Below are 16042 nucleotides of genomic sequence, written 5' to 3' on the forward strand. Positions count from 1 at the left end.
GCACGAAAGGAATCTCATGACTTCCCCGACCGGGCAAAACCCGAATCCTGAGCCAGACGCCGCGAATGGTGCGCCCTTCGAACCATCCCGAGGTGAACCACCTATCGAACCGCAGGCCGCCTCCGGCGGTGTCCCGTACACGCCGGTGCCCGAGTCGGCGGGCCAGCCCTATCCGCCGCAGGCCGCCTCGGGCGGCGTCCCGTACACGCCGGTGCCCGAATCGGCGGGCCAGCCCTATGCGCAGCAGGCCGCCTCGGGCGGCGTCCCGTACACGCCGGTTCCCGAGTCGGCGGGCCAGCCCTATCCGCCGCAGGGTCCGGGCGGTGCGCCAGGCACGAGCCCTGCGTCGCAACCGGTTCCATACGGTCAGCCGCAGGCTCCACTGGGTGCAGCGCAACCTCAATCAGCTCAATACCAGCCTGCGCAACAGGGCGCCTATGGAGTTCCGGCAAACCCGGGGTACGCGCCAGCACCGCAGCGAGCGACGACGAATCCGTTCAAGGGAATCGCGACGTCCGACATCGTTACCGACTCGCTCGCCGCTGTGTTGTTCCTGATCTCACTGGCATTGCCGTGGAACGCGCGCGGCACGTGGTCATCGGAAGCGCAGTCGCGGGACCTTATCGAGGTGCTGCTCATCGTCCTGCTGTCTGCGCTCGCCGTCGGTGTTCCGTACCTGGGGCGGGCCGGAGTTTTCGGCAAGGTCTGGGCCGCCGCTCAATCACGATCGATCCGGCTACTGCTCCCGGTGCCGTACGTCCTGCTCGTCGTGATCCACGTGATCATCGGCGGCGTGACCGAGCCGAAGACGGTCGTTTGGGGCTCATCCGTGATGTTCGGCCTGGCAGCGGCCGCGCTCCTCGCCACGCCGCGCCGCTTCGAACTCGACGCCGCCAGTGCCAAGACAAGCGCCGCGACGTGGAAGCTGATCCTCTTCAGCGGGCTCGGCGTCGCGGGAGTCGCGATCCTGGCATCATCGATCTGGCTCATCATCGATCACGCGGATCAATTCGCCGACAAAGCTTTGCTGCTGGCTCTACTCGCCATTGTCACGCTGCTGGTCAGCACCGCGATTGCATTTGGCGCGGGCGTGGCAGCACTGATCACAGGATCGCCGGCGTGGCGTCGTGCATTCGTGGCATTCGGCGTCGTCCTGCTGGTGTTCTCGTTCTTCGGCTTGGACGATGAATCAACCCTGCCGCGCTTCGAGATCGTCAATCCGAATCCACTGGGAATCCTTCTCGCGCCACTGACGCTCAATTGGGGATTCGGCTTCTTCCTCATTCCGGCGATCGCGGCCATCCTCGCGTCGCCTGCGTTCACGATCACCGAGAACGATCAAAAGCCCGGCGAATCATCGGTCCGTTCCGCAGGAGTCCTGCTCTGGATCGGTGCGGGAATCTCGCTCCTCGTGATCCTCAATTCGATCTCGATCCTGCTGATCGGCAACTACGATGGCCTCACGTCGACGGCAAAACTCGTGACCGCACTCGTGTTGGCACTGTTGACCGCGGGCGTGACTGGCTACGCTGGAATTCGGCTCTGGGCGCTCGCCGCTGAGTCGCGGCTCATCGGATTCGTCGGCATCGTGACGGCGTTCATCCTGGGAATCGTGCAGTTGTCGATCGCCCCGGAATACTTCGACACCCGCGTGATCACCTTCGGTCACCTGGCACTGGCGTTCGGTATACCGATAGCCGCGATCCTGGCTCTCGTTGGAAATAAAGCCGCCCGGTCTACCCTTTCGAGCCTGGCCCACAGTCCTGCAGCAGCCGCTCCGGGGTATCAGCAGGGCTACGCCGTCGCACCCGGCTACCAGGTACCACCGCAGCAGGGCGCTCCTCAACCGCAGTTCCAGACTCCGCAGCCCGATGCGTCCCAGCCTTACCACTCCGCAGCGCCTCAACCTCCGATTGCTCCCTATCAGGCTCCGGCAGTCGAACCGCTCTCCACGAGCACTCCATCACCTCTGACCGGCTCGACTCCGGTGACGGACGATGGCGCGTCGGCGCCCGCTTCGCCAGTTGCGGGGCAGACCGCGGTGTCCGAGCCTGGCCCGGTTTCGCCAGTGGCACTCTACGAACCGGCTTCGGCGCCCGCTTCGCCGAGTGCAGGCACGACCGAGGAGGTGGCCGAGCCTGAGCCGTCCGTTCCTACTCACGCATACACGGCGGCCCAAGCAAGCGATCCGGCGACCGATCAGCAGGTGCTGGCGGAGATCGTGCAGCACGCCCCGGAACTGCGAGTCAACGTCGCCGGTAACCCCTCTGCGTACCCCGCGTTGGTGGATTGGTTGAAACTATTGGGCGATCCCGCTATAGACGCCGCCATCGCGAAGCGCAATGATTAGTCTCAGAGTGCCGTGACCGTTCGCTGAGAGTAGAATCCTCAGTGCTGAAATGGGACATATCCGCGCCGCCAACGCACCCCCGCGTCCGTGGCCAATCTGTTCCGTGTATCGATCTTGGACAGTATTGCGCCACCCGCTTGCGGTCCGTATCAACCCGACAGACCCTTAAATGACAAGCGTGCGTGGGGGTTCGCACCGCCGACGAGAGGATCGATAGTGTCCCAACAATTTGACCCGAGTTCGTTTACCGCCGCGCATGCGGCGGATCCGAACACGCCACTTGAGGTGCTTGCGGCCATCGCCAACCAGCGACCTGATCTCCGCGTTGCGCTCGCCTCCAACCCGGCCGCGCCCGCGGACCTCGTTTCGTGGCTTCAATCGACCGGTGACCCCGCCATTTTGACGGCGCTGGCTCAGCGCAATGCCTCGAGCGCTCCAGCCCCGAGTTTCGGCGCGCAGTCCTCGGCTCCCCAGCCCTCGACACCGCAACCCCCGGTAGCGCCGCAACAGCCCGCGGCAGCGCAGGCACCCTCGGCGCAGCCTCAAAGCGCGCCGCCAAGCGGGACCACTCCGGTACAGCCGGTGGACACTCAGCCTGGATATCCCAGCCCACCTGTTCAGCCTGCTGGTTACGATCAGCAGGGATTTGCCCAGCCCGCTCCGGGTCCGCAGGGCCCGGTTCAGCCCGCATTTGGCCAACCGGAATACGGTCAGGCCGGCGCGACTCAACAGCCCGGATACGGTCAGCCGATTCCTGGTCAGCCCGGATACGGCCACCCCGGATACGGCAATCAGGTGGGCCCGGAGGGTTATGGGCTTGGCGCGGGCACTGCTGAGCTCCCCGCTCCGCAAAAGAAATCGAAGGCACCGCTCATCGTTGGCTTGAGCGTGGCCGGCGCACTGGTCCTCGGTGGCGGAGCTTACGCCGGCTACAAGTTCTTCTTCGACAAGTCGGGCGGTTCCGCGACACCCACCGCGGCCACCGAAACACTGTTGGACGCGGCAGCGAAGAGTGACGTTCGCGGGGTCGTAGGCGCGATCTCCACGGTGGAGACTGACTATGCCTCCCAGATCTCCGCTGCGATCTCGAGACCACTCAAAGAGGTCGACTCGCTGAAGTCCCTCACTGCGGACCTGGACCCGAGTTCTTACGCGGACATCGTCACCCTGACAACTGACGGGCTGAAGTACTCCGAGAAGGAACTGATCAAGGACGAAACCTCACGCGTGAGCCTGGTCGGCGGAACAGTGACACTTGATCTCGATGCGGACAAGACCGTTGAACTGTTCAAGAAGCAACAGGAATCGATCAAGAAGTTGTCGCAGTCCTTCTCGTCCCTCGGTGGGTCGTCGGCATCCGGACTCGACGAGGCATTCGGCTCCGCAGACGAGCAGGAGTTGCGTGATGAGATCGACAAGAACTTCCCGGTAAAGCTCACCTTCACGGAGTCCGGCGTCACATCCGAGACCGCCGCTGGCGAGAAAGAGGGCACCGAGGACTTCGCGGTGTCTGTCGTGACGGTGCACGAAGGTGGCGGCTGGTTCGTCAGTCCGCTTCTCACGATCGCCGACTTGGCACTCACTGCCAGCGGCAATGCCGATGCCCGTGGCTCGATTGCTGAGGCCGGCAAGGTCGAAGGCGCGAAGTCGCCGGAGGCCGCCGGGGAGGCATTCGTTGCCGCTCTCAACGCTGTCACAACAGACCATGCCCTGGACGGCCTGGTCAACACCCTTGCGCCTGCTGAGCGTCGTCTTCTGGCCTTCCTTGGCCCGGTTGCGGACCTGAGCAAGGTAGAGGCCCAACTTTCGGATGTTCCCGTCATCGAGATTTCTGACTCGGTATTCAAGAATCGCGGAACCGAGGACGGGGTTGCCCCGCTGGACTGGTCCTCGTTCAAGGTCAAGGCGACCGTGAGCGGCGCGAGTGTCGAGGCCGCGTGGGCCGACGGATGCCTCAGCTCGGCACTATTCTCCGAATACCTGCAACGCGACAAGATCTGCTTGAGTGACGATGAGTTCAAGGGGCTTGCTGCACTGGGGATCAACCAACTCTCGCTCGTGGCCGTTGAATCGGACAAGGGCTGGTTCATCTCGCTGCCCGCGACCCTCGCCAATGGCACCGGCGTGGTCACCGCCAAGATCTACTCTCTTGCGGAGGCAGGCACATTGACTCCGGAATGGTTCGAGCAGAACTTCTCGGGTCTCAGTTCGCTGTTCGCAGGTGCAGGGCTAGGCTCGCCCGGCTCGCTCGGGGACTTGGGTGACCTCGGCGACCTGGGTACCACCACTCCGGACCCGACCGACCCGGGTGACGACACCGGAACCACGGATCCCGGTGACGAACCGGATTCCTCGGGATCGGATCGCGCGGCTGGCGCACTCTCCGACGAACTGACCGCGGCGAAGGTCGCCCTCGATGCCTACCTTGTCGATAACGCCGACACGTACTGGCCGGATACGACGTCACTGGGAGAATACGGCTATGACACGCCCAAGGACTCGTACCTGGCGGTCATGGACTACAAGTCGGCGACGGACTACTGCCTCGCCATGTACGACATGCCTGACCTGACGAGCTTTGTTCAGGGATCGATCAACGCGTCGGGTGAGTACTTCGACGATGATCTCTATTGCGGTGCAGCCGCTGACTGATGCGATCGTCGGAAATGGCGAGCGGCCTTCGGGTCGCTCGCCATTTCCATGTTCGCATCGGTCACGAGGTACACTAGCGTTCATGCGGCCGCTGACATTGGATCTGCTCCTTCTTTGCCGCGACGAGGCGTAACCTGCCGGATCCTCGTCGCGGTGGAAGGCGCGCCCGGCTGATTCGATGCAATCTCAGCCAAAGGAAATTCGATGTATTTCACGCAACGGGCCTCGGGTATGCCCGTCAACAAGTACCTGCCATTTCACGAACAAATCACCGTCGACCTGCCTGATCGGACCTGGCCCGATAAGCGCATTGGAGCGGCCCCTCGCTGGTGCGCCGTGGATCTGCGCGACGGAAACCAAGCACTGATCGAACCCATGAACCCCGAGCGCAAACTGCGGATGTTCACCCTGCTGGTTGAGATGGGCTACAAGGAGATCGAGGTGGGATTCCCCTCGGCCTCGCAGACGGACTTCGACTTCGTCCGCCTGCTGATCGAACGCGACCTCATCCCAGAGGACGTCACCATCCAGGTACTGACGCAGGCACGAGAGCATCTCATCGCTCGCACGTACGAATCTCTACGCGGCGCGCGGCGCGCCATCGTTCACCTGTACAACTCGACGTCGATCCTGCAACGCGAGGTCGTGTTCCGCAAGGACATGGACGGCATCGTCGACATTGCGGTGGAGGGGGCCAAGCGTTGCCGTAAGTTCGAGGAGACCATCCCCGAGACGGAGATCTTCTACGAGTACTCGCCCGAGTCCTACACCGGCACGGAACTCGAGTTCGCGGTTCGCATCTGTAACGAGGTCATGGCCGTTTTCGAGCCCACTCCCGACCGCAAGGCGATCGTGAACCTTCCTGCGACGGTGGAGATGGCCACCCCGAACGTGTACGCCGATTCGATCGAGTGGATGTGCCGGCACCTCGAGAACCGCGAATCACTCATCGTCTCCCTGCATCCGCACAACGACCGCGGAACCGCCGTGGCCGCAGCGGAACTCGGCTACCTCGCTGGAGCGGATCGGATCGAGGGGTGCCTGTTCGGCAACGGAGAGCGCACGGGCAATGTTGACCTGGTCACCCTGGGCATGAACCTCTTCAGCCAGGGAATCGATCCGCAGATCGACTTCTCCAACATCGATCACGTTCGCCGCACCGTTGAGGAGTGCAACCAGATCGACGTCCACGAGCGTCACCCGTACGCCGGGGATCTGGTATTCACCGCGTTCTCCGGTTCGCACCAGGACGCGATCAAGAAGGGGCTGGAAGCACTGCAGTCGGCCGCGGACGAGCGACAGATCACCATCGATGACCTGTCATGGGCGGTGCCGTACCTGCCGATCGACCCCAAGGACGTCGGCCGCAGTTACGAAGCCGTCATCCGGGTCAACTCCCAGTCGGGGAAGGGTGGGATTTCCTACCTGCTGCGCTCCGAACGGGACCTCGACCTGCCGCGCCGACTGCAGATCGAGTTTTCACGCGTGGTCCAGCAGGTCACTGACGCGGATGGCCAAGAGGTCACGGGCGACGACATCTGGCGCATTTTCTCCGACGAGTACCTGCCCGCCGGCGAGGGGTCAGAACTTGAGCCGTGGGGTCGCTTTGAGCTCAGAGGTACGCGCGCTTCCAGCGGCAACGACGGCCCGGACAGCCTGGAAGCCGACATCTTCGACGACGGACAGCTCGTCACCATCTCGGGAACCGGGAATGGGCCAGTCGCGGCCTTCGTGGCCGCCCTCGCGGCGCGTGGCGTGGACGTGACCGTCCTGGACTACGCCGAGCATGCACTCTCGTCCGGCGGCGATGCAACCGCAGCCGCGTATGTCGAGTGCCGCCTCGGCGACGAGGAGGTGCTGTGGGGCGTGGGAATCGACCCGTCCATTACCACCGCGTCGCTCAAAGCGATCATCTCGGCGATCAACAGGCGCGGCCGCAACGGAAAATAGCGCGCGGGCGGGATAATGGTGGAGTGCCGCTATTCCGTGACGAAGCCATCGTGCTGCGAACCCACAAACTGGGGGAGTCTGACCGGATAGTCACCATGCTCACCCGTGAACGAGGTAAAACGAGGGCGGTTGCCCGGGGGGTACGCAAGACCGGCTCGAAGTACGGGGCGCGCGTAGAGCCGTTCATGCACGTGGATGTCCAGACGTTCCAGGGCAGGAGCCTCGACACGATCACGCAGGTGGAGACGCTCGACGCCCTCGCCCGGGGGATCTGCGAGGACTATGCGCTGTTCACCGCGGGGACAACGATGCTCGAGGCGGCGGGACGCATCGTCGCTGCGGAGCACGAGCCCGCCATCCAGCAGTACTGGTTGCTTCTCGGCGGCCTCAAAACGCTTGCGCGAGGCGACCACTCAGCACGATCGGTGCTGGATTCGTACCTGTTGAGATCGATAGCAATCGCTGGCTATGCGCCGAGTTTCGATGAGTGCGCGCGGTGCGGGGCGCCCGGTCCGCACCGCGCGTTCTCGGCCCAGTGGGGCGGCGCGGTCTGTTCGAACTGCCGTCCGCCCGGCTCCGCAGCACCGGCACCAGAGGTGATGAGTCTCCTCGGGGCGTTACTCGCGGGGGAGTGGGACGTGATCGACACCGCTACGGAGCGCTCGTCCAAGGACGCCAGCGGCCTCGTCGCTGCATTCAGCCAATTCCACCTCGAGCGCTCCTTGCGCTCCCTGCCGTTCGTGGAGCAGAACTGGCCGCTATCGCAACCGACGTTGGAGGCGGGAAGTGCCTAGATCATACCTGCGCCCTCCGCAGCACCCCGGAGGGGAGCTTCCCCCGGCCATTCCAGCGGAGTTCGTGCCTAGGCATGTCGCCATCGTGATGGACGGCAACGGACGCTGGGCGAACTCGCGCGGCCTACCGCGCATCGAGGGACATAAAGCGGGGGAGCAGGTGCTGCTCGACGTGGTCGCCGGGGCGATCGAGATCGGCGTCAAGCACGTCTCGGCGTACGCATTCTCCACTGAGAACTGGAAGCGGTCGCCGGACGAGGTGCGGTTCTTGATGGGCTTCAACCGGGATGTCATACGCAGGCGCATTGACGCCATGGACTCATGGGGCGTGCGCGTTCGCTGGGCTGGCCGCAGACCGCGCCTATGGCGATCCGTCATCAACGAACTTGAACGTGCCGAGGAACGCACCAAGGACAATGACGTCCTCACGCTGACCATGTGCGTCAATTATGGCGGTCGCGCTGAGATCGCCGACGCTGTCAGGACCATTGCCCAGAAGGTGGCGGCCGGCGAGCTGAACCCCCGAAGCATCAGTGAGAAGACGATCCAGGCGCATTTGGATGAGCCCTCCTTGCCGGACGTCGACCTGTTTTTGCGGTCTTCCGGGGAGCAGCGAATCTCCAACTTCATGCTCTGGCAGTCGGCCTATGCTGAGTTCGTGTTCCTGCCGGAGCCGTGGCCGGCCGTCGACCGAACGCATCTATGGCGGGCGATCGAGGAGTATGCCAGCAGAGATCGTCGCTACGGAGGGGCGAAGGATGCCGTCGCGGGAGACGACGCTCCGGGAGAGTAACGCTGTCAGATGATCGTCCGGGACGTACTCCCTGATCTCGGAACGGCTGATCGTCTCGCCTAACCCATATGCCCTGTCACCGATCGCTGGGCGTCGAGGTGCGTCGTCACAATACCCCATCCTCGTGCCAGCAGGCGGGCCGGGAGCGGGACCCAGCCAACTGTCGCGACCAACGTATTATCTGAGCGTGATGCCGAAAGGTGCCGATTCAACTCTGGTTAAATCGGCACCTCGGCCGTTTTTGGGCAAAAGGGTGGGGCCCGAACCGCATTCGCGGCCCGGGCCCCACCGGAGGATATCTCTCCCGAGATCTCACATGGGTTCCACCGGAGTGGAATCCTCAGTCAGATCAGGAAGCGAGGTTCTTCTTAGCGATGTCGAGGCGAGCCTCGTCGTTCGCGTAGGCCTCGAGGATGTTCTCCTGGGTGACCGAGACCGGGGTCAGGTAGTCAGCCGGGACGTCGATGGTGCCGTTGTTGGCAACACCGTTCGAGGAGAACTCCTGGCCAGCCTTGGCAAGGTCGATCTGCTTCAGCACAGCGTCAACGAGGCCACGGGTGTCCTTGAAGATCGTCTGGTACTGCTCGCCCTTGGCGACCGAGGCAACGGAGTCGTCCTCAGAGTCCTGACCGGTCACAACCGGGACATCCAGACCAGCAGCAGTTGCCGAGGCGATGGCTGCACGGCCGAGGGTGTCGTTCGGGGAGAGAATGCCATCGAGCTTGGCGTCCTTGTAGAAACCAGAGATGATCGAGTCCATACGCTTCTGCACGTTGGCCGGGTCCCAGCCCTCGGTGGCAACCTGCTCCTGGGTGGTCTGGCCCGAGAGGATCTTCAGCGTGCCGTCGTCGATCTTCGGCTGCAGGACGCTGATCGCACCCTCGAAGAACGGCTTCGAGTTGGCGTCGTCGTTCGAGCCCGCGATCAGCTCGATGTTGTACGGGCCGGCACCCTTGCGGGCAGCGAGACCGTCGAGCAGCGCCTGGCCCTGGAGTTCGCCGACCTTGAAGTTATCGTACGCGACGTACAGGTCAACAGCGTCGGTCTCCTTGATGAGGCGGTCGTACGCGACGATCTTGATGCCAGCTTCGCGAGCGGCCTCAACCTGGGTCGAGAGCTGCGAACCGTCGACGGCGCCGATGACGATGACCTTGGCGCCCTGCTGGATCATTGCCTCGATCTGGCTCTGCTGCTCCGCAGCGCCGTTGTTCGCGAACTGAACGACCGGGTTGTAGCCAGCGGCCTTCAGACCCTGGTTGAAGAGCTGCTCAGCCTCAACCCAGTTCTGCGAGGTCTTCTGCGGCAGCGAGATACCAATCGTGGCGCCGTCTTCGAAGCCAGCAGCGTCGCCGCCGGGGGTCTTGGAGCCGGTTTCGGTGGGCTTTGTGGGTGCGGACGACGTCGAGTCGCTGCTGCAGCCCGCGAGTGCGACAGCACCAACTGCCGCCAGTGCCGTAAGGGCAACTGTGATTTTCTTCATGGGACCATCTTTCGGTTGTGCATCACGGGAATGTGATGCGGTTGGGTTCCGAAGGATCCGTCTCGGATCCACCGGGGATTGAGGAAAACTGACTGGGGACTACGCGGTGGCCTTCTCAGCCGACTTGCGGCCACCGAAGGTCCGCTGGATCAGGCCGATCAGCGAGGGCTTGCCCTGCGTCTTGCTGTAGAGGTCGAATGCGACGGCGCCCAGCAGAACGAGACCCTTGATCATCTTCTGCCAGTCGGCACCGACACCGAGGAGCTGCAGGCCGTTGTTGAGCACAGCCATGACCAAACCACCGATGATGGAGCCGACCACGGTCCCGATACCACCGGAGACCGCCGCACCACCGATGAAGACCGAGGCGATCGCGTCGAGCTCCCAGTTGGTGCCGTCCTGCCCACCCGAGGCTCCTGCACGGCCGATGTAGAGCACGGCCGCCACGGCTGCGAGGAAGGACATGTTCGCCATCGTGAAGAAGTACGTGGCGCGCGTGTTGACACCCGAGAGCTGTGCAGCTGCGCGGTTACCACCGACGGCGTAGATGGCGCGACCGAAGGGGGTGCGCTGCGTGACGAACTGGTAGACGATGACCAGCACGGCCAGGATCACACCGGTGACAGGGAACGACAGGCGGTCGGGCTGTCCGTGGCCGAACAGGTAGACGGCGTAGCCGATGACGATGGCCGTCAGGAGAATGCGCACACCCGAGGCCCAGATGGGTCCGGTGGGCACATTGAGGTGCGTCAGCTTGGCACGCTTGCGGAATTCGCCGTACACGACGGCGAGAAGCGCGAGGACGCCGAGGAGGAGCGTGGAACCGTTGACGAACGAGAGTCCGCCGAGGTTCGGCAGGTAACCGCCACCGATCGTCTTGATCTGCTCGGGCACTGACGTCGAGACGGACTTTCCGATGTACTGGTTGAGACCGCGGAAGAGCATCATGCCTGCCAGGGTCGTGATGAATCCTGGCACGCCGACATACGCTAGCCAGAATCCCTGCCATGCGCCGATGACCATACCCACGCCGAGGCCGAGCAGGATGCCGAGCCACCAGGGAATGCCCCAGTTCTTGATGGACAGCGCCACCACGATTCCGACCACGGCGGCAACCGAACCGACGGACAGGTCGATCTGGCCGATCACGATAACCATGACCATGCCGATCGCCAGCACGAGGATGTAGGCGTTTCCGTTCAGGATGTTGGCAGCGTTGGACTGCGTGAGCACCTTGCCATCGGTCTTCCAGTGGAAGAAGAGCGTCAGCACTACCAGTGCAAGGAGCATGCCGTACTGGCGTACGTCGCCCCCGAGCACCTGCTTCAATGACTTCATCGTCGCGTTTTCCTTCAGTTTTGAGTGGGGATGGGTTAGCTGGCCTTGGCCGGGGCCGTACCGGTCATCAGTCGCAGGAGAATTTCCTGATCGGCGTCCTTCGTGAGGATCTCACCGGTGACCGCACCTTCGAAGATCGTGTAGATGCGATCGGTGATGCCAAGCAGTTCCGGGAGTTCGGACGAGATGACGATGACGGCCTTGCCGGCGTCCGCCATACGCTGAATCAGCGTATAGATCTCGTACTTGGCACCTACGTCGATTCCACGCGTGGGCTCATCGAGGATGAGGACCTCGGGTTGGGTGAACATCCACTTGGCGAGAACCACCTTCTGCTGGTTACCGCCGGAGAGCTTGCCGACGCCTTCGTTGACGGAAGGGGTCTTGATTCTCAGCGACTTCCGGTACTCCTCCGCAGCGAGGTACTCCTGGTCGAAGTCGATGACCTTGTGGTTGCTAATCCTGCGAAGGTCGGCCGAGACGATGGTCTTCTTGATGTCGTCCAGCAGGTTCAGACCGAGCACCTTGCGATCCTCGGGAACGTAAGCGAGACCGGCGTCGATCGCGTCCTGCACGTTGTTCAGCTTGAGCCGTTTTCCGCCCAGGAAAGCCTGGCCGCCGTGGAAGATTCCGTAGGAGTTTCCGAAGATCGACCGGGCGAGTTCAGTGCGTCCCGCGCCCATGAGTCCGGCGAAGCCGACGATTTCACCGCGCCGAACGTTGAATGAGGAGTTCTTGCAGATGACACGGCCCGGAATGACGGGGCTCTCGACGTTCCAATTGCGGACCTCGAAGAGCACCTCGCCGATGTTGGGCTCGTGAGTGGGGTAGCGGTTGTCGAGCGGGCGACCAACCATGCCGCGGATGATGCGGTCCTCGTCGACCTGTCCCGGGATCGTCTCGTAGGACTCGACGGTCTGGCCGTCACGGATGATCGTGATGCCATCGGAGATTGCCGCGACCTCGTTAAGCTTGTGCGAGATCATGATGCAGGTGATGCCGCGTGAACGCAGGCCGCGCATCAGGTCGAGCAGGTGGGCGGAGTCTTCCTCGTTGAGCGCCGAGGTCGGCTCGTCGAGCACGAGCAGCTTCACGTCCTTGGCGAGCGCTCGGGCGATCTCGACGAGTTGCTGGTGACCGACACCGAGTTGCTTGACCGGCGTCGAGGGGTCGACATCGAGACCGACTCGCGCCGTCCATTCGGCGGCCTTTGCGTGGGCCACGGCCCAGTCGATGGCGCCGAACCGGTTCTTGATCTCGTTGCCGAGGAAGATGTTCTCGGTGACGGAGAGTTCGGGGATCAGCGCCAGTTCTTGGTGGATGATGACGATGCCCGCGTGCTCCGACGCCTTGATGTTGCTGAAGCGCTGCTCTTCACCCTGGAAGAAGATGTCTCCCTTGTAAGTGCCGTGCGGGTACACGCCCGACAGCACCTTCATGAGGGTGGACTTGCCGGCTCCGTTCTCACCGCAGATGGAGTGGATCTCGCCAGCTCGCACCTTGATAGTGACCTGGTCGAGCGCCTTAACACCAGGGAACTCCTTGGTGATTGTGCGCATCTCGAGGATCACAGGATGCTTGGCAACCGACTCTTGGTTCTCAGTCATCGATCTGTCTCACGCTCCATCGCATGTCATCTGGAATTAAGCACCATCCTTGGCACCACTGGCGACGCTAATCCGTCTGGGGTCGTGCCGTCAAACTATGTAGGCAGAAAATGTCCACAGTGTTACTAGATTGATACATGGCGCGTGCGACTTGTCTGATTTCCGTCGCATTCGTCCGATGTTTGGCCCTGGGTCAACGCCCCGAAACCTGGTGCAGGGCCAGCGCGCAGGCGCCTCGTACCTCGTCTTCGTCTCCGAATTCGGAGATCATGAACTCGGTCTGCGCGACGGCAGCCGGAAGCGCGTGCTGACGTGCCGCGTGCACCACCGGATTGAGGAACGCGTCACCGGCAGGGGCTACCGGACCACCCACGACGATGATGTCCGGACCGAAGATATTCGCGATAGAGGCAACGATCCTGCCGAGTGCACTGCCCGCCTCGGTGAGGATGCGGCGCACCGCGGGATCGTCGCTGCGAGCACCGCGGATGACGTCATCGAGCGTGACGTTCGGGTCTTGCCTCACGTGAGCGAGATCGGCAACGATCCGGCGGGACGAGGCCAGCGTCTCGAGGCACCCGCGGTTACCGCAGTAGCAGATGTCCCCGCCATCGAAAATCTGAATGTGCCCTATCTCGCCGCTGAGTCCGGACGTTGATCGGTATACCTTGCCATCGATGGCAACGCCGATGCCGATGCCGGCGGCGACCTTGATGAACACGACGGTTCCGCCGGTCGGCTTCGAGCCGAAAGCCAGTTGGGCCAATGCCCCGAGCGAGGCATCGTTCTCGACGATCGCTGGAACTGCAAGGACTTCGGTGGCGAGTGTCGTGAGGTCGTATCCCGCCCAGTGCGGCAACACCGAGCCCTGGGCGACTCGCCCGGTTTGCGGATCGACGGAGGCCGGCACCGCTATTCCCACCTGCACGAGCTGGCTGGCCGGGATCTCGAACTCGTCCAGCAGCTCGTCTATCATCTTCCTCGCCTGCCCGAACGCGTCGGTGGGGGACTGGTCCACGCCGAACTTCTTGTGGCGGCGGCCGAACACGCGATGGCTCGTGTCGGAGGCCATGACCTTCATGTGGGTGCGACCCACGTCTATCCCCACGACGATCCGCGGGTCCGGAACGAGCGACACCATGGCAGATCGCCGACCCGAGCTGACGACGGAGGTCGTCTCGACCCGTCGTTCGTCGACCAGATCGCGAACGATGTTCGAGATCGTTCCGGCGGACAGTCCGGTGAGCCGGGCGAGATTGGCCTGGGTCTGCGCTCCATTGCGCGTGAGGGTGTCGACGACCTTGCGAGTGTTGAGCAGGCGGAGCGCCCGTTGCGAGCCCGTGTCGCGTGACGTGGGACTGGCGCTGGCCTTTGCGCGGTTCATGTCCCGAAGTCTGACGCATGACGGCCTTGTCGTCAAGCTATGAACGCTGCGTGCGAGATGATTGGCAAGGACTTGCAATCACGAATTGGTCAGCCGTGGCTCAGTCCACGGCATCGTCGGTCCGAGCGCGGCCACCCGACAGGCGCGGTGGGCGCAGGCGCATCCCCACGGACATGGCCGGCCGAGTAGGCTATAGCGGATGGCGGCCTTCCTGCTGGGATCGGTCGCAGCCTGGATTTCTCGTCGCACCCTTCGGAGCGACCCGACACACCAAATGGAGTGAGTTAAACAGTGGCAGCTACGACGTCCAAACTCGACGCTGTGATCTCCCTGGCCAAGCGGCGCGGATTCGTATTCCCGGCGGGTGAGATATACGGCGGCACTCGGTCCGCGTGGGACTACGGGCCACTGGGTGTGGAACTCAAGGAGAACATCAAGCGCCAGTGGTGGCAGGCTATGGTGCGCGGACGCGAGGACGTGGTCGGCCTCGACTCGTCCATCATCCTGCCCCGCAAGGTGTGGATCGCTTCTGGTCACGTTGGTGTCTTCACCGACCCGCTGACGGAGTGCCTGAGCTGCCACAAGCGGTTCCGCGTCGACCAGATGCAGGAGGAGTTCGCGAGCCGCAAGGGTCTGCCCGATCCGGACGCCGTAGCGCTGACCGACCTGCCATGCCCCCACTGCGGTACCCGCGGCGAGTGGACCGAGCCGCGCGACTTCAACATGATGCTGAAGACCTACCTCGGCCCGGTCGAGGACGAATCGGGACTGCACTACCTGCGTCCGGAGACGGCCCAGGGGATCTTCGTGAACTTCGCCAATGTCATGGGTGCGGCGCGCCGGAAGCCACCCTTCGGCATCGGGCAGATCGGAAAATCGTTCCGCAACGAGATCACTCCCGGTAACTTCATCTTCCGCACGCGCGAGTTCGAGCAGATGGAAATGGAGTTCTTCGTCGCTCCTGGCACTGACGAGGAATGGCACCAGTACTGGATCGATACCCGCACCGACTGGTACACCGATCTCGGCATCAGCCGCGACAACCTGCGCCACTACGAGCACCCGCAGGAGAAACTTTCGCACTACTCCAAGCGCACGGTCGACATCGAGTACAAGTTTGGCTTCCAGGGTTCGGACTGGGGTGAGCTCGAGGGCATCGCCAACCGCACCGACTTCGACCTCACCACGCACAAAGAGCACTCCGGCAAGGACCTGTCCTACTTCGACCCGCAGACCGGCGAGCGCTACGTCCCCTACGTGATCGAACCGGCCGCCGGGCTGACCCGCTCCCTGATGGCGTTCCTCGTCGAGGCTTATCACGAGGACGAGGCCCCCAACGCCAAGGGCGGAGTCGATACGCGGACGGTGCTTCGGCTCGATCCGCGGCTCGCACCCGTCAAGGCTGCGGTCCTGCCGCTGTCCAAGACGGATGCCCTTCTTCCCACGGCGGAGAACCTTGCTGCAGAACTGCGCCGCTTCTGGAACGTGGACTACGACGTCACTCAGGCTATCGGCAAGCGATACCGCCGCCAGGACGAGATCGGCACGCCGTTCTGCGTCACGGTCGACTTCGATACGCTGGAAGACCAGGCCGTGACGATCCGCGAGCGCGACACCATGGCGCAAGAGCGCGTGAGTCTCGACAAGGTACGCGAGTACCTGGCCGCAAGGCTGATCGGCGCCTGATCGTCCGC

Annotated in this window: 10 protein-coding genes; 6 read left to right on the forward strand and 4 right to left on the reverse strand. The window is 63.2% G+C overall.

Annotated elements, in window-relative coordinates:
* Positions 1–16: 16 nt before the first annotated feature.
* The 5 genes from FB461_RS03270 to FB461_RS03290 all read left to right on the forward strand — a co-directional run bounded on the left by FB461_RS03270 (position 17) and on the right by FB461_RS03290 (position 8539).
* Positions 17–2350: a DUF7937 domain-containing protein gene (locus tag FB461_RS03270; protein ID WP_142118932.1), complete on the forward strand. Its 2334-nt coding sequence runs from the start codon at positions 17–19 to the stop codon at positions 2348–2350.
* A gap of 216 nt (positions 2351–2566) precedes the next feature.
* Positions 2567–5002, forward strand: a complete 2436-nt coding sequence (locus FB461_RS03275) for a variant leucine-rich repeat-containing protein (protein ID WP_142118934.1) — start codon at positions 2567–2569, stop codon at positions 5000–5002.
* A gap of 204 nt (positions 5003–5206) precedes the next feature.
* Positions 5207–6952, forward strand: coding sequence for a 2-isopropylmalate synthase (gene leuA / locus FB461_RS03280; protein WP_142118936.1), 1746 nt, complete (start codon positions 5207–5209; stop codon positions 6950–6952).
* Positions 6953–6975: 23 nt separating this feature from the next.
* Positions 6976–7746: a DNA repair protein RecO gene (gene recO, locus FB461_RS03285; RefSeq protein ID WP_142118937.1), complete on the forward strand. Its 771-nt coding sequence runs from the start codon at positions 6976–6978 to the stop codon at positions 7744–7746.
* Positions 7739–8539, forward strand: a complete 801-nt coding sequence (locus FB461_RS03290) for an isoprenyl transferase (protein WP_142118938.1) — start codon at positions 7739–7741, stop codon at positions 8537–8539. Before recO ends, FB461_RS03290 begins: the two co-directional genes overlap by 8 nt.
* Before the next feature lie 349 nt (positions 8540–8888).
* Here the strand turns inward: FB461_RS03290 and FB461_RS03295 are convergent, their stop codons facing one another.
* The 4 genes from FB461_RS03295 to FB461_RS03310 form a co-directional block, all read right to left on the reverse strand.
* Positions 8889–10019 carry a substrate-binding domain-containing protein gene (locus FB461_RS03295; RefSeq protein WP_142118940.1) on the reverse strand — a complete coding sequence of 377 codons (1131 nt, stop codon included), beginning with the start codon at positions 10017–10019 and terminating at the stop codon, positions 8889–8891.
* A 99-nt stretch (positions 10020–10118) separates the two neighbouring features.
* Positions 10119–11357, reverse strand: a complete 1239-nt coding sequence (locus FB461_RS03300) for an ABC transporter permease subunit (RefSeq protein WP_142118942.1) — start codon at positions 11355–11357, stop codon at positions 10119–10121.
* 35 nt (positions 11358–11392) lie between these two features.
* Complete coding sequence (gene mmsA / locus FB461_RS03305; RefSeq protein WP_142118944.1) at positions 11393–12964, reverse strand: multiple monosaccharide ABC transporter ATP-binding protein; 1572 nt, start codon at positions 12962–12964, stop codon at positions 11393–11395.
* A gap of 193 nt (positions 12965–13157) precedes the next feature.
* On the reverse strand, positions 13158–14348 hold the full coding sequence (locus tag FB461_RS03310) for an ROK family transcriptional regulator (protein WP_142118946.1): 1191 nt from the start codon (positions 14346–14348) through the stop codon (positions 13158–13160).
* 291 nt (positions 14349–14639) lie between these two features.
* On the opposite strand from FB461_RS03310, the gene FB461_RS03315 reads away from it, so the two are divergent.
* Positions 14640–16034, forward strand: a complete 1395-nt coding sequence (locus FB461_RS03315) for a glycine--tRNA ligase (protein ID WP_142118948.1) — start codon at positions 14640–14642, stop codon at positions 16032–16034.
* Positions 16035–16042 lie beyond the last annotated feature (8 nt).

The organism is Rarobacter faecitabidus (genome assembly GCF_006716265.1).
GTDB lineage: Bacteria > Actinomycetota > Actinomycetes > Actinomycetales > Cellulomonadaceae > Rarobacter > Rarobacter faecitabidus.

Excerpts from the sequence above, each read along its gene's own strand:
- FB461_RS03270 (WP_142118932.1), top strand. The coding sequence starts at position 17 with ATGACTTCCCCGACCGGGCAAAACCCGAATCCTGAGCCAGACGCCGCG.
- leuA (WP_142118936.1), top strand. The coding sequence starts at position 5,207 with ATGTATTTCACGCAACGGGCCTCGGGTATGCCCGTCAACAAGTACCTG.
- FB461_RS03295 (WP_142118940.1), bottom strand. The coding sequence starts at position 10,019 with ATGAAGAAAATCACAGTTGCCCTTACGGCACTGGCGGCAGTTGGTGCT.
- FB461_RS03300 (WP_142118942.1), bottom strand. The coding sequence starts at position 11,357 with ATGAAGTCATTGAAGCAGGTGCTCGGGGGCGACGTACGCCAGTACGGC.
- mmsA (WP_142118944.1), bottom strand. The coding sequence starts at position 12,964 with ATGACTGAGAACCAAGAGTCGGTTGCCAAGCATCCTGTGATCCTCGAG.
- FB461_RS03310 (WP_142118946.1), bottom strand. The coding sequence starts at position 14,348 with ATGAACCGCGCAAAGGCCAGCGCCAGTCCCACGTCACGCGACACGGGC.